This window comes from Luteibacter sp. NPDC104163, assembly GCF_055584245.1.
Window position 1 is genome coordinate 141313 of record NZ_JBVJMK010000010.1, and the last position, 18665, is coordinate 159977.

The following is an 18665-nucleotide window of genomic DNA, read 5'->3' on the forward strand; positions in this document are numbered from 1 at the left end:
GGCGAGGGCGGCCATGCGCGTCACCCAGCTCAACCTGCATCCCGCGCCCGCCGGCATCTCGCCCGGCGAGCTGTTCCTGCAATGGCCTTCGCTCGCCGATATCCCGGAAGCCGTCGCGGCCGGTGGGCCACGGGTCAGCGTGGTGCAGGCCGCATCGAGTGAGTCGCGCTTCCAGCGGCACGGCATCGATTACCACTTCGTCGACCTCGACGGCTTCGCGACCCCGCGCGCGCGGGGCAAGCGCATTGCCGACCTGCTGCGCGGCCACCCGCCGGATGTGTTGCACATCCACAGCCTGGCCTGCGCCGAGGAAGCGTTCGCGATCGCCCAAGCGCTGCCATCGCTGCCGATCGTCCTGCAGGACCATGCCGACCGGGTACCGTCCTGGTGGCGACGCAGTACATGGCGGCGCTGGCTGCGCCACGTGGACGCCGTGTCGTTCACCGCGGCGGCGCTCGCCCATCGCTTCGAGGTCGCCGGCCTGTTTCCTCCGACCATGCGCGTGCTGTCCATACCCGAATCGAGCTGCCGGTTCACGCCGGGCAGCCGTGATGCGGCGCGCGTGGCGCTCGGTGTCGCGGGTGCGCCGATGGTGCTCTGGGTGGGCCATCTGAATGAGAACAAGGATCCGTTGAGCATGCTCGAAGGATTCGCCCGGCTTGCCGCAGTGAATCCGGGGGCGCGCCTGTACTGCGTGTTTGGCAATGCGCCGCTGCTGGATGCGGTGCGTGCGCGCATTGCGGGGGACGGGCACCTTCGCGACCGGGTCGAGCTCATCGGCAAGGTGCCACACGCACAGGTCGAGACGTTCATGCGCGCCACCGACGTTTACATCAGTGCCAGCCACTCGGAGAGCTGCGGTTTCGCATTGCTCGAGGCGATGGCCTGCGGTGCGGTGCCCGTGGTCACCGATATCCCGTCGTTCCGCGAACTGACCGGAAACGGCGCGGTGGGGCGTCTGTACCCGGCCGGCGACGGCGCGCGCTGTGGCGACGCGCTACTTGCCGTCACACGCCACCAGCCGCCTCGCGAACTCGTGCGGGAGCACTTCCAGGCCCGCCTCTCGTTCCCGGCACTCGGCCGGCGCTGGGCGTCCGCCTACGCCCAGCTCGAATCGGCGCGCAGGCTACGCGCATGAAGATCGGCATCATCCTCCCCGGCGGCGTCGACCGCGGTGGCGAAGAACGCGTCATTCCCGCCTTCCTCGCGCTCATCGAACGCCTCGCCCGCCACCACGACGTCCACGTCTTCGCCTTCCACCAGGAACCCCACCCCGCCCGCTGGACCCTCCGCGGCGCCCACATCCACAACATAGGCGACCACCGCCCCGGTGCCAGTCCAAAGCGAAGAAACCCAAATGCCTGGCTCCGCTGGCGCACCACGCAAGCCATCCTGAAAGAACACCGCATCGCCCCCTTCAACCTCGTCCAATCCCTCTTCTCCGGCACCTGCGGCCAGGTCGCCGCCATCGCAGCCACGCTGCTGCGCATCCCGTACTACGTGCACATCGCCGGCGGCGAACTGGTCACGCTGCACGACATCGGCTACGGCGGCCGGCGTCGCCTGCGCAGCCGCGTTAGCGAAGCCGCCGTCCTGCGCGGTGCCGCCGGCGTGTCCGCCGCCAGCACACCGATCCTCGACTCGCTGCGCGCGCTTGGCATCAAGGCGCAGCGCATCCCGCTCGGCGTCGATGTCGACCGCTGGCCGGCGCTGGCCCCGCGCCCACGCACCAGCGATGTGCTGAAGCTCATCCACGTCGCCAGCCTGAATCCGGTGAAAGACCAGGCCACGCTGCTACGCGCACTCGCGTTGCTCACGGCGCAAGGCGTCGCCTACGAGATGAACATGATCGGCGTGGATACGCTCAACGGCCGCATCCAGGCACTCGCCGACGAATTTGGCATCGCTTCCCGCGTGCATTTCCTCGGCTTCCGCACCCAGGCGGCGCTGCGCCCGCTGCTGGCGGAGGCCGACCTGCTGGTCATGTCCTCGCGCCACGAAGCCGGCCCGCTGGTCCTCCTCGAAGCCGCCGTCCTCGGCGTACCCTCCGTCGGCACCGCCGTCGGCCACTACGCCGAATGGGCACCCCACGCCGCACTCACCGCCGAACCGGGCGACGCGCAAGGCCTCGCCGACGCGATCACTCGGATAGCCCGCGACGAAGCGTTACGCCAGAAGCTTGCCACCGCCGCCCATTACCGCGCGCTCACCGAAGACGCCGACGCCACGGCAGCGGCCTTCATCCGCCTGTACACCGCGCCGCACTATTCGCGATCGGCGCCCGCACCCGACGCACACCTCAGGTAGCAACGACCTTGTGGGAGCGCGCTTGCGCGCGATTCCCGGAAGCCGAAGAGCTGCAGGGCCTGCGCGGTGGGGCAAAAGGCTATCGCGCGCAAGCGCGCTCCCACAAAGGTTGCGTGGACCTTGAGTTACGCCAGCTCGCCTAGCGCGGCGCGGACGACGTAGAGCGTATCCATGCGCGGTACGGGCCGGGTCAGGCCGGTGATGAGGCGGGTGAGGTGGTTGCGGCGTACCCATGTCTGCCCTTGCAGCCATACCTGGGTACGCAGCATGTCGGCGCGTTCCTCGCGGCTTTCCTGCGTGGGCCGTACGCGGTTGATGAGCAGGCGGGTGAGGTCGGCGGGCGTGCGTGACCACTCCGCGCCGGGCAAGAGGTTCAGCCATAGCCGTGAGCAGGAGACGCTGGTCAGGGTCTGGCGTTGCGCCGCGGTGCGGAGCAGGCGGGGGCAGTCGCGGCGGAGCTGGTCGAGCACGCCACGCGGCACGGTGCCCGGGAAGTAGCGGGCGGCGAGGCGCAGCGGTGGCCATGCCCACCAGGGGGCTTCATCGCCTTCCCACAGCGTGGCCCATTCATCGCGCGGCATGCGCGTGGCGAGCTGGGCGATGTCGTGCAGGTGGAGCAGGCGCAGGCTGCGGCCGCGTACGTTGCCGGCGGCATGCAGCAGCAGGTGGGCCATGAGCGCGCCACGCGAGGGATACGGGTTGATGCCGGGCTGCGCTTCCGCGGGCCAGATGCGTTCGGTGATATCGACGGTGCGCACCGGCAGGCGTTCCTGGATGCGCGTGTGTACTTCGATGTTCACCGGCGTATCGCGATGTTCACCCAGGCCACGCACGGCAAGACCATCGCGCGGCTTGAACACGCTGTGCTTCCACTGGCGGAACGACTCGTCGTAGCCCAGTTCTTCGAGCAGCGACTTCACGACGTGCGCATCGCGCGGCCGTACCAGCAGGTCGATATCGGCCATTGGCCGTTCGCCGGCCACGTAGATACCGAGCCCGTGAAGTGCCGAGCCCTTCAGCGCGACCAGCGGCAAAGCCATGCGTCGCGCGCCGGCGTCGATGCGCGTTAGCAACGCGGCGATGCGCTGCTGGCGGACTTCCACGTGCTCGCGCTGCGTGGCGAGGAAATCCTGCCAGCCTTCCGGTGCCCAGGTGGAGAATCCGGCAAGCAACGGCGATACGCCGTGTGCGACCGCGGCGGCACCGGCGAGACGCCATTCCAGCTCACTCCACGCGGGCTGCGCGGTACCGGAACGACCCAGCGCGAGTTCGTTGGCCAGCGCCTCGGTGGTGAGGGCCAGGCCGCGCTTCAGTACCGGCAGGGGCGGCAGCATGCTCATGCCCCGGTGGCGCGGCGCGCCCACGCGGCAGGCGTGGGTTCGGCGTTGCGGTGCAGATGCTCGCGCGCGAGCAGTTCGGCCCAGTCCTCATCGAGGACCTGGCCCGGGTCGGTAACCTCCCGGTGCAGCAGGTCGCGCACTTCACGGTAGAAAGTCGTGTCGTACGCCCCCTGGAACATCATCGCCAGGTCGCCGCTATCGTCCCAATGGGTCTTCCGGCCGAGCTGCGCGCGGACTTCTTCAAAGAACTTCGTGCCGGGCAGGGGATACGACACGCTCACGCCGATATCGTCGGGGCTGGCCGCCTGCACCAGCGTGCGCGTAGCGAGCAGGTCATCAAGTTCCTCGCCCAGGTACCCGAGCTGGATGAAGAAGCCGACGCGAATGCCATGCGCACCCAGCCGCTGCCGCGCGGCGATGAGGTCCGGCACCTTCGTGCCCTTGGTCATGCGATCGAGCACGCGCTGGCTGCCGCTTTCCGCACCGATCCACGCTTCGACGCAACCGGCCGTGGCGAGCGCGGTGGCCATGCGTTCGCTGGAGAGATCCGCGCGCGTTTGGATCATGAAAGGTACCGAGCCATCGGATGCCTGCACTTCGGCGGCGAACGCGCTGACCCAGTCGATGTGGAAGCCGAAGATGTCGTCGGCCATCCAGATATGGTCCGGCGCGTACGTCTGCTTCAGGTAGGTCATCTCGGCGGCGACGTCCTGCGGCGGGCGCTGGTTGTAGTGGTTGCCCCAGATCGGCTTCGCGCACCAGTTGCAGCGGAATGGGCAGCCGCGCGAGGCGGCCATGTTCAGGCTGAAATAGCCGTGCCGCTCCATCCACAGCGCGCGATAGCGCGGCATGTCGACCAGGTCCCACGCGGGCAGGCCGCTGATGCGCGGATCGGGCGGGACGACGCCAAGGCGCGTGACCCGCGTGCCGGCGGGCGAGCGCGTGGCGATGCCGGCCACGCCTTCGGTCCACGCCTCCGGATCGATGATCGGATCGCGCTCGAGCCGGTTCACCAGCTCGATCAGTGCGCCGATGCCTTCACCGGTCAGCACGGCGTCGGCGCCGGCGGCGAGGAACGCCTCGGGATGATCCGACGCATCGGAGCCGGCGACGAGCACGCGCGCGCCATCGGCTTTCGCTTCGCCGATCATGCGGCACGCCGCATCGCGCATGTTGCCCAGGCACATCTTGGTGAGGAAGTTGAAGTTGTCCTCGTAGAACACGACGAGCTGCGGGCGCTGTGCCTGCGCGATCGGCGCGAAATCCTCGACACCTTCGGCGAGCATCGCGTCGAACAGACCCACCGCGTGATCCATGCGCCGCAGCAGGGCGGCGATCTGCAGGGTCGCGAGCGGCGGGTAGGGTTTGCCACGCTCCCACTGCTTGCGGTCATAGCGCAGGAAGTAGGAGTGGCCTACCAGGATGTTCAGCATGGGGTGAACGCCTTTCGCGTCATGCGGGATAGGCGTGAGTGCCCCGGTCCCCCGGGCAGGTTGCCGGGCCGGGTGGCACAACCTTCCCGCCGGGGCCCGGCACCTACGGCGGTTATCCCGGCGAACGCGACGATGGCCCACACCGATCCTTTCGATGCCCCCGAGTTCGCCGACCCTTTCGGGGAGCGCATGCGGCTGGCCCATGCCCGCAGCTGGCCCGTGCTTGGCGCCTCGTTCGTCTTCGCAAGCAACAGCGAGGCGCTGCTCGCGATCGCCGGCACCGCCTACGAAGGGCTGCCCGCCCACCGCCTGGCGCCGGTACCGCCGGTGTTCCACATCGAGCTGAGACTGGTGCCGGCCCGCGCCGGTGGTCCCTCGGAGCCGCCGCCAGTGCAGACCTCCTCGGGCGGCGGGATGGTGATGGGCATCGTCGATGCGTCGAACCACGTCATCGTCTCGCCCGCCCAGCGGCGAGCGGTGGTGACCGTATCCGAAGACCGCCTCGCCTTCGCCTACCACGTACGCTACGAGCTGATCGAGTTCGCGGTGTACCTGCTGGCGGCGCGCGGCCAGGACCTGGTCTCGCTGCACGCGGCGTGCGTTGGTGGCGAGGGCCGCGGCGTGCTGCTGCTCGGACCATCCGGCGCCGGAAAATCCACGTTGACCCTGCAGGCTGCGCTCGACGGGTATGACGTGCTCGCGGAGGATGGCGTATTCGTCGAACCGAAGCGGCTGCGCGCGACGGGCGTGCCGAACTTCCTCCACGTGACGGACGCCAGCCTTGCATGGCTGGACGGTCCCGCGCGCCGGCAGATCATGGCGTCACCGCGGATCCGCCGGCGCAGTGGTGTCGAGAAGTTCGAGATCGACCTGCGTGGCGGCGGGATGCGCCCGGCAGCGGAGCCGCTGGACATCGTCGCGACCGTGCTGCTGTCGCCACAGCGCACGGACGGGCCGTTGCTCGAACCCATGGCACGCGATGACGCGATCGTGCGGCTCACCGAAGACCAGCCCTACGCGGCCCGCCAGCCAGGCTGGCGGCGCTTCATCGACACCGCGTTGCTCCGCGGCGCGTGGGTGCTGCGACGCGGGCCGGATCCGCGCGCGACCTTGCAGGCACTGATGCCCTGGCTGGACGTGCAGGAAGCGGTGGGCTGAACATGCGCGGGCCATCGGCATGGCGAGGGCTGCTGGCGCTGCTGCCACGCGCTGAACGCATCTCGCTGCTGGTGTATGCCGCGCTGTCCGTGGGTGCTGCGGTCAGCGGAAGCCTTTCCGCCGTACTGCTGGTGCCGCTCGTGCAGCCGGGCCACGCGGTACCGTTCGCGAGTCCGGACCTCACCATCAACGCCGCCGCGTTCGCCGCGAGCGGCATCCTCTTCGCACTGCTGCGCTGGCAATCCGCGCGGCTGGGCGCCGCGCAGGTGGCGCGGCTTGCCATGCGTTTGCGCGGCGACGTGCACGCGCACCTGTTGGGCGCGAGCCTGCCGGAACTCGCCGGTGCGAGTTCCGCCGAGATCGCCAACGTCCTCACCTTCAACAGCGAACTGCTGGTGCAGGGCCTGGGCGCGATGCAGCAGCTCGCCGTGGCCGTGCTCACCTCGCTGGTGAGTATCGCGTTCGCGCTGTGGATCTCGCCCGTGCTGATGTTCACGATCCCGCTGTTGCTGGTGGCGATCCTGCTGACGTCGCGCGTGACCGGACGAGAGCATGGCGAGGTCAGCCGGCGCTACGTCGCCGACATGACCGATCTCTTCTGGCATAGCGAGGACTTCCCGCGGCGCCTTCGCCATGTCCGCTCGTTCGGAAGGGAAGCGGCGGAGCGGGCGAGTTACGGCGATGTCTCCGGTCGCCTCGGCCATGGCTACCGGCGCCAGCTCGAACTGGTGGCGTCGAGCCGGCTGGTGCTCGAACTCGGTGCCGCCATCGGCATCCCCGTGGTGTTCCTGCTGGCGGATCGCTCGCACGGTATCGATGGCGCCGCCCTCGTGGCCGTCGGCCTGCTGCTGGGTCGCCTGCTGCCGTATTTGATTTCCACCCGGCAGGGCTTCCAGCAGCTGCGTTCCGCCGAGCCTGCGCTGGCGCTGTGGCAGCGCTACATGGCGATGGAAAACAGCGCGCCGCCGCCCGCTGCGCACGACGGGTTGGGTGACGTCGTGATCGAGCGCATGCGCGTGAAGCCGCCGCGTGAAGGCATTCTCCTTGAAGGGCTGGTGCTGCGGCCGGGCGAGTTGGTGCTGGTCAGCGGGGACTCCGGGATCGGCAAGAGCAGCCTCGTCGACGCATTGGCTGGCATGGCGCGGCCGGACCTGTTCATGGCCAGCCGTGATGGCGTGCCGCTCACCTACGATGCCTGGCGTACCTGCGTGGCGCGCGGCGCCTATGTCAGCCAGGGCGTGCGCCCCTGGCAGCGTCGCGTGCGCGAGGTGCTCGCCTGGGCGGGCCCCGAGGCCTCCGACGAGACCCTGCGCGAGGTGTTGCGCAGCGTGGGCCTCGCGCCGCGCATCGAGGCGGCACCGGAAGGCCTCGACCTCGCCGTGCACGGTGAGTCCAGCCGCCTCTCGGGCGGCGAGCTGCAACGGCTGATGCTGGCCCAGGTGATCCTGCGCCGGCCGGTGCTTGCGGTGCTGGACGAAGCCACCAGCGCGCTTGATGCGACGGCCGAGCTGGCGGTGCTGCGTGGCGTGCGGGCCAGCCTGCCGGATAGCGTGATCGTGGTGGTCTCGCACCGGGATGCCGTGGCCGCGCTGGCGGACGTGCACGTGCGGGTCGTCGGGGACCGGGCGAATGTCGAGGCCATCCCTCCCATTCGGACTATTGTTCCTTCACGCCGGCCGGCCTAACGTCGGTGGCGACGACAGCGGGGGGACCGCCCACATGGCAGCCAGGCGCACGATCAGCATCCTTTTCGCGGGCATGGCGCTGGCCATGGCCTGCGGCAGCGCCGGCGGCCTTGGCCAGCCATCGTTCGACAGCGTGGCGGTACGACACCGGCCGGATCCGTGGCACAGCGATCCGTGCGGCCCTTCACGTCCCATCGCGGGCATCTGCCGCATGCTGCGCCCCGTTAGAGGTTGAACCGCCAACTGGGCTAGGCTAGGGCCCCGTCACCAGGGGGATCCTTATGCGCTGCCTGCTCGCCGTCGCGACGCTATCCATGCTCACGTCCGCCCCCGCGCTTGCGGGCCGCGTCGCCATCGAGGTCGTCGATCCCGCCGGCAAGCCGATCCCCGATGCGGTCGTCACGCTCGCGCCGAACCCGGGTACGCCCACGCGCACGCCCGCGGCGGAGACGCGCTACGTCGACCAGAAGGACGAGACCTTCATCCCCTACGTCACTGCGCTCCGCGTGGGCGATAGCGTCGTGTTCCGTAACAGCGACATCACGCGCCACCACGTCTACTCGTTTTCGGCGCTCGAGAAGTTCGAATACATGCTCGCGCCGGGGGAAAGCTCGACCCCGCTGGTGATGAAGAACGCCGGCAACGCGGCGGTCGGCTGCAACATCCACGACTACATGCTCACGTACCTCTACGTCACGAAGGACCAGGAGATGGCGGTGACCGACGCGAAGGGCAGGGCCAGCATCGATGGCGTAGCATCCGGGCAATACAAGGCGCACGCGTGGCATCCGCAGCTGCGCCCGGGCGTCACGTTGCCGATCCAGGGCGTGACGGTGGCCGAGGGTACCGGTGCGACCGTGCGCTTCGTGCTCGCGCTCCTGCCGAACCCGCGCGGGCCGATGGATCGCGAACACATCGGTTACTGATCCGCCCATGCGGGTACCCGGTTTCCGCACGCGGCTGGCACTGTTCTTCGTCGTCACCCTCATCTTCGTGCAGGGCGTCACGGCCGTGCTCGGCTACACCGTCGCGCGCGGCGAACTCGTGCAGGAAGGCGGCCGCCAGCTGTCCGCGAATGCCCGTGCGTTCGTGGCGCAGATGAACGACCTCTCGGCCAGCGTCGCCAGCGGCGTGCAGATCATGTCGCTCGATTACGGCCTGCGCTCGGCGATCGCGGCGAGCGACCGCGACACGATCCTCTCGGTGTTGCGCAACCATGGCCGCCGCGTGGGCGCCGCACGCATGCAGCTGCTCCACCTTGATGGCAGCGTGCAGGTCGATACGGCGGGCACCGACGAGGGCAAGCCGTTCGCATGGCCCGACCTGCTCGCACGTGCGTATGACGAACGCACCGCGGCGATCGCCGTCGCGGATGGCAAGGCGTCATGGATCGTGGTGGTGCCGATCTATGCGCCGCAGCCGGTCGGCCTGGTGGTCGCGAGCATTCCCGTGGACGACGCGCTCATCGCACACATGCAGCAGCTCTCGGCGTTGCCGCGCGACGTGGAACTCGCCACGCCGGTGCACGACGGCTACGCGGTGATCGCGCGCGGCACCTCGCATTCCGAACTGACCGCGCAGTACCAGGGCCCGGGCACGCACCTGCCGTCGCAGCCAAGTCTTGCGAGCATCGCCGGGCGCGAGTTCCTCGTGCTCGCGCAACCGCTGACCCAGCCACGCGGCGGCAGCGCCGTGTACGCGGTGCTGGGTTACTCGCTCGACGACGCGCTGCACCCGTTCCAGCCGGTGTGGAATGCGTGGCTGGCGCTGTTCCTGCTGGCGCTCGGCGCCGGGTTGCTCGTGGCCTGGCTGGTGGCGCGTGGCGTATCGCGTCCGGTGGAAGCGCTCGCTGCGTCCGCGCGCCGCATCGCGGGTGGCGACTACCACGATGCCCCTGAAGTGCGTCGGCGCGACGAGATCGGCGAGCTCGCGACGGCCTTCCGCACGATGGGCGATGCGGTCCGCGAACGCGAGCTGCGCATCCGCCACCAGGCGCTGCACGACGAAGTGACCGGCCTGCCCAACCGCGCCGCGGCGGAAGACGCGATTGACGGCGATCTCGCGGCCGCGCCCGGCCAGGCGGGCGCCTTGCTGATCGTCGGCGTGACCCGCCTGCCGGATATCGTGAAGACCGTCGGCCACGCGCTGGCGGACCGGTTGATGCGTGATGCGGGCGAGCGCCTGTGCCACGTGGCCGGCCAGCACTTCGTCGGCCGCGCCACCGATACCCAGTTCGCGGTGTGGTTGCGGGGTGCGGATCGCGCCGAAGCGATCGCCGCCGCGTTCCGCATGGTCGACGCGCTGGGCCAGCCGTACCAGGAAGCGGATGTCAGCATGGACATGGGGCCAGCGGTCGGCATCGCGCTCGCACCCGCGCACGGGGAACGCGCCGCGCCGCTGCTGCGGCGTGCCGAGGTGGCCGAGTTCGCCGCGCTGCGTTCCACCCGTGGGGTGGATGTGTACGACCCGCAATCCGACCCGCACCGCCCCGAGCGCCTGTCGCTGATGAGCGAACTGCGCGCGGCGATCGATGCCGATGCCCTGGAACTGTGGTTCCAGCCGAAGCTGCGCCTGGCCGATGACACGGTGGACGCTGCCGAGGCCCTGATCCGCTGGCACCGCCCCGGCCGTGGGATGGTGCCGCCCGAGCTGTTCATCACCGTCGCGGAAGAGACCGGCAACATCGGCCGGCTGACCCGCTGGGTGCTCGCCCATGGCATCGCCCGTGCGGCGGAGCTGATCCACGCGGGGCATGCCATCAAGGTCTCGCTGAACCTGAGCGCCCGCGATATCGGGGATCCTGCCTTGCCGGACCGGGTGGCCGAGCTGCTCCACGCGCACGCTGTCCCGCCCGCGGCGATCGCCCTGGAAGTGACCGAGAGCGCGGTGATCGGCGAACCCGAAGCGGCCCTTCAAGTCCTCCGCCGGCTCGCCGATATGGGTATTGAGATGGCGATCGATGACTTTGGCGTGGGCCAGACCTCGTTCGCCTACCTGCGCCGCCTTCCCGTCCGTGAACTGAAGATCGACAAGATGTTCGTCCAGCACCTCGCCACCGACCCCACCGACCGGACCATCGTGCGTTCGCTGGTGGAGCTCGGCCATCGCCTGGGTTACCAGGTGACCGCGGAAGGGGTCGAGGACGCGGACAGCATGGCCTTCCTCGCTTCGGCGGGATGCGACCATGTGCAGGGATACCACGTCGGCCGCCCGATGGATTTCGCTTCCTTCGTGGCGCGCCTCGGTGCGCGGGGTCCGGGTGGGGCGTGACGCGGCGCCTGCTGTTCACGTTCGCCATCGCCAGCCTCGCCCCATCCTTCGCCGCCGCGCAGGAGGTGAAGCTGCATGCGTTCGCCGATGCGCGGCTGGTCGATGCCCCCGACGATACGAGCTTCATCAACGGCGGCACGGGCCGCACGCGCTACGGTGACGATGCCCATGGCCTGCGCTTCGGTGCGGCGGGCGTGGTCGCCACGGCGCAACTCACGCCCGCCCTGTTCGCGCTTGCGGATGTACAGGTCCAGCGCACCGACCGGAACGACTGGCAGGTGCCCGAGGCGTACCTCCGCTATCGCCCGCTCTCGCTGAGCGCGTGGCGTCTCGCGTTGAAGGGCGGTATCTACTTCCTGCCCATTTCCCTGGAAAACGATGGCATCGGCTGGACGAGCCCCTGGACGATCACGCCTTCCGCATTGAACAGCTGGGTGGGCGAGGAGATCCGCGGCATCGGCGCCGATATCCGCGAGGAATGGCGCGGTGACAGCGGCACGGCAACCTTCGGCGGCGGGCTTTTCCGCCACAACGATGTCGCCGGGCGCGTGCTCGCGAAGCGTGGCTGGTCGCTGAGCGACGTGACCGTCGGCGTGGGCGGCGAGCTGCCCGAGCCAGCCGAGGAAGGCCACAGGGAAAGCTACGCTCCGTTCCAGTCGATCGGGGGCCGTACCGGCTGGTACGCCGATGCGGGCTGGAAATCGGCGCAGGGCGTGGAACTGCGCGCGCTGCGCTACGACAACCGTGCCGATCCCTCCGCGTACCGCCTCTACGATGGCGATGAGCGCATCTATGCCTGGCGTACGCGCTTCTGGTCGCTGGGCGCGCAGGCCGAGACCGGCCCCGTGACCTGGATCGCCCAGGGCATGGACGGCGACACGACCATCTGTCCGCCGGGCGGCTGCTTCCGCATGCGTTACCAGGCCGGTTTCCTGCTGGCCGGATGGAACCGTGGCGCCTGGCGGCCGACGCTGCGCTATGAAACCTTCCGCACCTGGCCCGACGGCGAGCGCGGCCATGCGCTCACCGCCGCGCTGAACTGGCGCCCGCTCGACTGGCTAAGGCTGAGTGCCGAATGGCTGCACGTGGACGCCACCCGCGCGGAGCGCACCGATTTTGGCCTGGGGCCGCGCGAGCGGGGTAACCAGGTGCAGTTGCTGGCGCGGTTGTTGTACTGACCGCACACCGTCTATCGTGGCCCTGCGGGAGTCTGCCCGCGCCACACCGTTCAACCTGGGGCATCGCGTGGAGCTGGACATCTGGGAGCGCAAATACAACCTCGCCCTGGAGCGGATGGAGCGCGACGAGCGCGACTTCCGCGCCATCGAGGAGAGCCTGCGCCGGCTGGTCCTGCGCCTCTCCGCGCTGGCCCGCGGCCAGAGCGATGCCGCCGACCGCCTGCTCGACCAGCTGGGTGAAGGGCTGCGCCAGTCGTGTGCGCCCGAGGCGCTGGAACCGCTGCTGGATGGCCTGGCCGAGGCCGTCGCGGCGCTGGAGCCGCGCATCGTCGAGGCGGTGCATGACGTGCCGGCGGCCGCAGACAGCACGGATCCGATCCCAGCGGCGGTGGTGCATGCACCCGAAGACGCCGAGGCGATCGCCGCACTCCGCGCCGACGTCGCCAAGCTGCAAAACCTGCTGGCCGAAGTCAGCGGCCGCCTGGGTGACATGACCCGCTACCTGGTCGCCGAACTCGAGGACGCCACCGCCGGGAGCGATCCGGGGCGGGTTCTCGGCGAACAGGTCAGCGAAGAGATGCGCCAGCTCGCCGAGCAAACCCTTGAAGCCAGCGACGTCACGGCCCTGCGTGAGCAGGTCACGGCGCGGCTTGCGGTGATCGACCAGCACTTCCGCGATTACCGCGAGCGCGAGGATGCGCGCATGACGTCATATCGCGAGCGCGCCGAGCGCATGCGCGATCGGGTCGAGGAACTGGAGACCCAGGCGACGTCGCTGCAGGATTCACTGCGCCGCGAACACGAACTGGCGCTCACCGATCCACTGACCGGCCTGCCCAATCGCCTCGCCTACGAACGGCGCATGGCCGAACTGGAAGCCGAGCTGCGCGAGGGCAGGGCCGTCGCCTGCATCGGCGCCTTCGACATCGACCACTTCAAGACGATCAACGACAGCTTCGGCCACGCGGCGGGCGATGCCGTGCTGCGCATCGTCGGCAACGCGCTTTCCAAAACATTGGACGGCCGCGCGTTTGTCGCCCGCTACGGCGGCGAGGAGTTCGCCGTGGTGTTCGCCGGCTATACCGCCGACGACGCGCACGCGATCGCGCGCGAGCTCTGCGCCACGGTCGAGGCGCTGGCCTTCCACGCCAGCCAGAAGCCGGTGAAGGTCACGATGTCCGGCGGCCTGACCCGGTTCGCCCCGAACGAAACCGCCGCCACCGCCTTCGACCGCGCGGACCGCGCCCTCTACGCCGCCAAACGCGCCGGCCGCAACACCTGCGTGGTCCTCTGACAGGCGTGCAGCCCTTGTGGGAGCGCGCTTGCGCGCGATGGCCGCCCGGCCCGGTCCCTAACGATTCCCACACGCGAACCCCGGCATCCTCCACACAGGATTCCTTCAATCCCCGGCGCCCCGGAACGTCCAGACTCGGCGGCGCCGTCTTTTTAAAGACACCAGCCGCTTCGAGCGTCCCCGCGCCCCAAGGAGCCCGCCATGTCCGATGCCGCCGAGAAGCCGTCCGGCCCTGACTTCAGCCAGGGCGTGCCGGCCGCGTCCGTACCCGCCGACGGCGTGCTGGCGGGGCATGTCGGCGATGACGTGGTCATCGTGGCGCGCACGGCCGGCGGCTTCGCCGCGATCACCGGCACCTGCAGCCATTACGGCGGCGCGCTGGGTGAGGGGCTGCGCGTGGGCGACACCGTGCACTGCCCTTTGCACCACGCCTGCTTCGACCTGGCCACCGGCCGCGCCCTGCGCGCGCCCGCGCTGGCGCCGGTGGATCGCTGGCGCGTCGACGAACGCGACGGCAAGGTCTTCATCACGGAAAAGCTGCCCGCGCCAGAGCCGGCGGAGCCGACCGATACCCCGGACCGCAACATCGTCATCATCGGCGGGGGCGCCGCAGGCTTCGCCGCCGCGCAACGCCTGCGTGACCTTGGCTTCGATGGGTCGATCACACTGATCAGCGACGATGTCGACGCGCCGTACGACCGGCCGAACGTCTCCAAGGACTACCTCGCCGGCACGGCGCAACCCGAGTGGATGCCGCTGAAGGACAAGGCGTTCTACGAAGACCAGCGGATCACGCTACGACTCGATACGACGGTGGACCACGTCAACGCCGAGCATTGCACGGTGACCCTGGATTCCGGCGAGCGCCTCGATTACGACACGCTGTTGCTGTGCACCGGCGCGGACCCGATTCGTCCGGACGGCCCGGGCTTCGATGATCCCAGCGTTTATACGGTGCGCACGATGCAGGACGCGCAGGCGATCATCGCTGCCATCGAAGGTGGCGGTCCGGTCGCGGTCCTTGGCAGCAGCTTCATCGGCATGGAAGTCGCGGCATCGCTGCGCGAGCGCAAGGTGGAGGTGCATGTCATCGGCCCGGATGCGGTGCCACTCAAGCGCGTGCTCGGCGAACAGCTCGGTTCGATGATTCGCACGCTGCACGAAGAGCACGGGGTGATCTTCCACCTTGGGAAGAAAGCGACCGGTTACGTCGATGGTGCGGTCACGCTGGATGACGGCACGCAGGTGAAGGCCGCGAAGGTCGTGCTCGGCCTGGGCGTGCGCCCACGCCTCGCGCTCGCCGAAGCAGCTGGCTTGCAGATCGACCTGGGCGTCCTGGTAGACGCCACCATGCGTACGTCCGACGAGGATATCTACGCAGCGGGTGACATCGCCCGCTTCCCCGGCCTGGATGATTCACGCCAGCGGGTCGAACACTGGGTAGTCGCGGAGCGTCAGGGCCAGGTCGCCGCCGCGGCGATGCTCGGCTTCGATGAGATCTACAACGAAGCGCCGTTCTTCTGGAGTATGCACTACGACACGAGCATCCGTTACGTAGGCCACGCACTGGAGTGGGACGAGATCGAAGTCATCGGCTCCATCGCCGACAAGGACGCCGAAGTCCGTTACAAGAAGAACGGCCGCGAGCTGGCCGTAGCCACGCTAAACCGCGACAGAGCCTCCCTCGAGGCCGCGGAGCGCCTCGCCTCACTGTAGGAGCGCGCTTGCGCGCGATGGGTGCTCGCGACCGTGCCGCCTGTAAAGAAAGTTCGAGCCGATCTTTCGCGAGTTACATTCCGGCCGCGTCGAGCATAGGGTTCCCGCTCTTACCCGGGCGTCCGCCGGACTTGTAGGCCTCCAGCAGAATACCGTCCTTGTCGAATTCAAAGACGGCGGCTTCTTGCTTATTGGCTTGCCATGGCATGGCAGGGATAAGGGTGAAGTCGTACGTCCAGACTTCCCTTCCCTTGTGCATGGTTTTCTGCGAGGGATGGCCGATCATCTTGATGACGTCCGACTGGCGAGATGTGCCGGTCTTCAGTGTGTCCAGCTGCTGCTGCGTCACTTCGGTACCGGTGCGGTGATCGAGGGTGGCACAACCGGTGAGGGCGGCCGCCGCGATCGCGGCCGAAAAGAAAAGCACTTTCATAGGGGACTGGATCCTTTGTCCATGGATGCGTTTGCGCGAGCGACGCTATGCGTCGATCGCGCGCACCCTAGCAACGGTTTGTCTCCGGAAAAGGGTTCCGTCCGTTGCGTCCATCTAAGTACCTGACGGAGCGATACATCTGGCTCTGTCGTCCCCACGAAACGCTCCAGCCCAGCGCAACCTGGATGCACCAGCTACTGAGAAATGCCGTGTTGCTTGCCTCAATCGTCAGATCGAACGAACGCGGAAATTCCGCCCCTTGATCTTCCCTTCGCGCAGGCGGTTGAGCGCCTTGTTCGCAAGGTCGCGCTTGATCGCGACGTACGCGCGGGTCGCATACACATCGATCTTGCCGATGTCGTTGCCGTTGAGGCCGGCGTCGCCGGTGAGTGCGCCGAGGATGTCGCCGGGGCGGAGCTTGTCCTTGCGGCCGGCGTCGATCACCAGGGTTTTCATCGGTGCGAGGTTCAGCACCTTGCGGCCGTCGCCGGGCTTGGCCGGGTAGCGGGCGAAAGGCTTGCCGACCTTCTCCTCGATGGCGCGCACCTTGTTCAGTTCGCGCGAGCCCGCCAGGGTGATGGCGAGGCCGCTGGCGCCGGCGCGGCCGGTGCGGCCGCTGCGGTGGGTGTGGGTGTCGGGGTCGTGGGCGACGTCGTAGCTCACGACCATCGGGAGGCCGGCGATGTCGAGGCCGCGTGCGGCGACATCGGTGGCGACGAGGACGTTGCAGCTGCGGTTGGCGAAGCGGACGAGGGCTTCATCGCGGTCGCGCTGGTCGAGATCGCCGTGCAGCGCGAGCGCGCTGAAGCCGAGCTTGTCGAGCGCGGCGGCGAGTTCGTCGGTGTCCTTGCGCATGTTGCAGAACACCAGCGCGGATTCCGGCTTTTCATGGCCGAGGATGCGCGCGAGCACGTCGGTCTTCAGCGACGGCTCCACTTCGACGAGGCGCTGTTCGATCGTGTTTTCACTGTGCGGCTCGTCGATGGTGACGAGCACCGGGTCCTTCTGCACGCGGCCGCTGACGGCGCGGATCTCATCCGGGTAGGTCGCGGAGAACAGCAGCGTCTGGTGATGCTTCGAGATGCGCTTGATGATGTCGTCGATGGCTTCCTCGAAGCCCATGTCGAGCATGCGGTCGGCTTCATCGAGCACGAACGTAGTGATGCCGCCACCGTGCAGGCTGCCGCGCTTCAGGTGTTCCTGCACGCGGCCCGGCGTACCGACCACGATATGCGGATCGTGTTCCAGCGAGGCGAGCTGCGGGCCGAGCGGCATGCCGCCGCACAGGGTGAGTAGCTTCACGTTGGGGATGTTTGTGGCGAGGCGGCGGATCGACTTGGCGACCTGGTCGGCAAGCTCGCGGGTGGGGCAGAGCACCAGCGCCTGCAGGCGGATCTCCGAAGGATCCAGCCGCTGCAGCAGGCCGAGGCCGAACGCCGCGGTCTTGCCGCTGCCGGTGCGCGCTTCGGCCAGGACATCGCGGCCGGCCAGGATGGGCGGCAGGCTTTCCTGCTGCACCGGGGTCATCTCGGTGTAGCCGATGGTTTCGATGGCGGCGAGCAGGGCCGGGGAGAGGGGGAGCTGGCTGAAGGCATTCATGCGGGGGATTTTCGCATGAAAGGGTGAGCGGGCCTGATATCGCGCGCAAGCGCGCTCCCAGAAGGGCTGGGCTAGGGGCCGGGGTTGGTGGCCTGGACGGCGGCGTGGGAGGCCTGGTCGAGGTGGGCGTAGGCGAGGCTGGCCAGGTAGAGGCCGACCGCGGCGGCCGTGTACCAGAGGTAGCGCCGGGCCTTGTCGGAGAGGTGGCGCTGGCGGCGCGCCACGCCGTGGCTCGGCAGGGCGCGCTCGGCGCGCGCGCGCCGGAACCGGCCTACACGCGGGTGGCCGACGGCCGGGCGATCCGTGTCGTGCGCTTCATCGCGCTGCATATCCATGTGTTTTCCCCTGGGGTCCGCGCGGTGCGGACGCTGCGAATCCTAGGTGGCTTCAGGGCTCTCCGCCAGTGCCGGTCGTGCGTTCGGGCGTAGCGAGTGGCGGCGGCGCGGGCGCGACCCCCGCGTGCCGGTATACCTCGTCGGTCCCGGCGACCCCGCGGACCTGCGCGGTATGGATCTGGCGGATATACCAGGTGTAGAGCGTGAGCATGGCGACCGCCATGACCAGGGCCGCGGCGACGGCGGCGATGGCGGCCATGCGACTGCCTTCACGGCGATCGACCGTCCGCTCAGCCGTGTTGCGCGTGCTGCTCACCGGCGTCCAGCTGGGCGCTTCGGGCGAGGAAGGGTACGGCTCGCCTTCGGCGTCGATCGGCCCCAGCATCGCCCGCAGGGCCCGGCCATCCACGAGCCGCACGTGTCGAAAACGGGCAGCGGCGTCCACGGCTTCGCGGGTGAATTCGCCCGAGGTGATGAGTAGCGCCCCGGTCGCGCCAAGCTGGGGCAGCTGCCCGATCAGGTGATGCACGTCGGTATGCGGAACCTGGAACGCGGTCCAGTGCCTGCACGTCGCGACGATGGTCTCATCGCCCCGGACCAGGACCAGGTCGATGCCACGGGAGGCGCCTTCGCTGGAGGGCGAGCGATCCACGCTGTAGCCGAGACCTTCGAAATGCACGGCGATGTGCTGCTGGAAGTCGCGCCACGAAAGCCGGCCCAGGGCATCCTCGTAGCGATGCCGTACGGGCTTGAAGGCGGCGCTCAAGTGCCGCGCTCCGGCGGATGGATCACTGGTACACGGTGCCCACCGGCACCCCGGACAACGGCCATGTCGATTCCCCTGTATCCCCGGCTGCCATCGCCCCCGCGACGGATCCCCCCGGACGCTGGAATTTACCGTGTCCCGGCAGGCATTG

16 protein-coding genes are annotated in these 18665 nt (G+C 68.9%); 10 read left to right on the top strand and 6 right to left on the bottom strand.

The features are described 5' to 3' along the window. Nucleotides 1–13: 13 nt before the first annotated feature. Together ACZ6YI_RS13980 and ACZ6YI_RS13985 are read left to right on the top strand one after the other, a co-directional pair. Nucleotides 14–1138, top strand: a complete 1125-nt coding sequence (locus ACZ6YI_RS13980; protein ID WP_465779194.1) for a glycosyltransferase family 4 protein — start codon at nt 14–16, stop codon at nt 1136–1138. Then, complete coding sequence (locus ACZ6YI_RS13985; RefSeq protein ID WP_465779195.1) at nt 1135–2307, top strand: glycosyltransferase family 4 protein; 1173 nt, start codon at nt 1135–1137, stop codon at nt 2305–2307. The genes ACZ6YI_RS13980 and ACZ6YI_RS13985 overlap by 4 nt, the downstream gene beginning before the upstream one ends. 125 nt (nt 2308–2432) lie before the next feature. Here the strand turns inward: ACZ6YI_RS13985 and ACZ6YI_RS13990 are convergent, their stop codons facing one another. Then, nucleotides 2433–3641, bottom strand: coding sequence for a nucleotidyltransferase family protein (locus ACZ6YI_RS13990; RefSeq protein WP_465779196.1), 1209 nt, complete (start codon nt 3639–3641; stop codon nt 2433–2435). A 2-nt stretch (nt 3642–3643) separates the two neighbouring features. Beyond that, nucleotides 3644–5080, bottom strand: coding sequence for a B12-binding domain-containing radical SAM protein (locus ACZ6YI_RS13995; RefSeq protein WP_465779197.1), 1437 nt, complete (start codon nt 5078–5080; stop codon nt 3644–3646). A gap of 114 nt (nt 5081–5194) precedes the next feature. Here ACZ6YI_RS13995 and ACZ6YI_RS14000 point away from each other — a divergent pair, with 114 nt between their 5' ends. The 8 genes from ACZ6YI_RS14000 to ACZ6YI_RS14035 all read left to right on the top strand — a co-directional run bounded on the left by ACZ6YI_RS14000 (nt 5195) and on the right by ACZ6YI_RS14035 (nt 15381). Then, a complete protein-coding gene (locus ACZ6YI_RS14000; RefSeq protein ID WP_465779229.1) occupies nt 5195–6238 on the top strand; it encodes a phosphoenolpyruvate carboxykinase (ATP) in 1044 nt (347 codons plus the stop codon). A 2-nt stretch (nt 6239–6240) separates the two neighbouring features. Beyond that, the gene (locus ACZ6YI_RS14005; RefSeq protein WP_465779198.1) at nt 6241–7923 is read left to right on the top strand and encodes an ATP-binding cassette domain-containing protein; all 1683 of its coding nucleotides are present in this window, start codon (nt 6241–6243) and stop codon (nt 7921–7923) included. 34 nt (nt 7924–7957) lie between these two features. Further along, complete coding sequence (locus ACZ6YI_RS14010) at nt 7958–8158, top strand: hypothetical protein (protein WP_440328952.1); 201 nt, start codon at nt 7958–7960, stop codon at nt 8156–8158. A 46-nt stretch (nt 8159–8204) separates the two neighbouring features. Then, on the top strand, nt 8205–8849 hold the full coding sequence (locus tag ACZ6YI_RS14015) for a carboxypeptidase regulatory-like domain-containing protein (protein ID WP_465779199.1): 645 nt from the start codon (nt 8205–8207) through the stop codon (nt 8847–8849). A 7-nt stretch (nt 8850–8856) separates the two neighbouring features. Then, nucleotides 8857–11193 carry a putative bifunctional diguanylate cyclase/phosphodiesterase gene (locus tag ACZ6YI_RS14020; protein WP_465779200.1) on the top strand — a complete coding sequence of 779 codons (2337 nt, stop codon included), beginning with the start codon at nt 8857–8859 and terminating at the stop codon, nt 11191–11193. After that, nucleotides 11190–12371, top strand: a complete 1182-nt coding sequence (locus ACZ6YI_RS14025; protein WP_465779201.1) for a hypothetical protein — start codon at nt 11190–11192, stop codon at nt 12369–12371. The genes ACZ6YI_RS14020 and ACZ6YI_RS14025 overlap by 4 nt, the downstream gene beginning before the upstream one ends. 67 nt (nt 12372–12438) lie before the next feature. Beyond that, on the top strand, nt 12439–13665 hold the full coding sequence (locus tag ACZ6YI_RS14030; RefSeq protein ID WP_465779202.1) for a GGDEF domain-containing protein: 1227 nt from the start codon (nt 12439–12441) through the stop codon (nt 13663–13665). A gap of 201 nt (nt 13666–13866) precedes the next feature. Then, a complete protein-coding gene (locus tag ACZ6YI_RS14035) occupies nt 13867–15381 on the top strand; it encodes an FAD-dependent oxidoreductase (protein WP_465779203.1) in 1515 nt (504 codons plus the stop codon). A 73-nt stretch (nt 15382–15454) separates the two neighbouring features. Here the strand turns inward: ACZ6YI_RS14035 and bamE are convergent, their stop codons facing one another. The 4 genes from bamE to ACZ6YI_RS14055 form a co-directional block, all read right to left on the bottom strand. Then, nucleotides 15455–15814 carry an outer membrane protein assembly factor BamE domain-containing protein gene (gene bamE / locus ACZ6YI_RS14040; protein WP_465779204.1) on the bottom strand — a complete coding sequence of 120 codons (360 nt, stop codon included), beginning with the start codon at nt 15812–15814 and terminating at the stop codon, nt 15455–15457. 228 nt (nt 15815–16042) lie between these two features. Continuing rightward, entirely contained in the window at nt 16043–17413 is a 1371-nt protein-coding gene (gene dbpA, locus ACZ6YI_RS14045; protein WP_440324848.1) for an ATP-dependent RNA helicase DbpA, read from the bottom strand. Between the two features lie 71 nt (nt 17414–17484). Then, nucleotides 17485–17748 (bottom strand): hypothetical protein, encoded by a 264-nt coding sequence (locus ACZ6YI_RS14050; RefSeq protein WP_465779205.1) that lies wholly within the window; start codon nt 17746–17748, stop codon nt 17485–17487. A 52-nt stretch (nt 17749–17800) separates the two neighbouring features. Then, on the bottom strand, nt 17801–18514 hold the full coding sequence (locus ACZ6YI_RS14055; RefSeq protein ID WP_465779206.1) for a restriction endonuclease: 714 nt from the start codon (nt 18512–18514) through the stop codon (nt 17801–17803). Between the last annotated feature and the right edge of the window lie 151 nt (nt 18515–18665).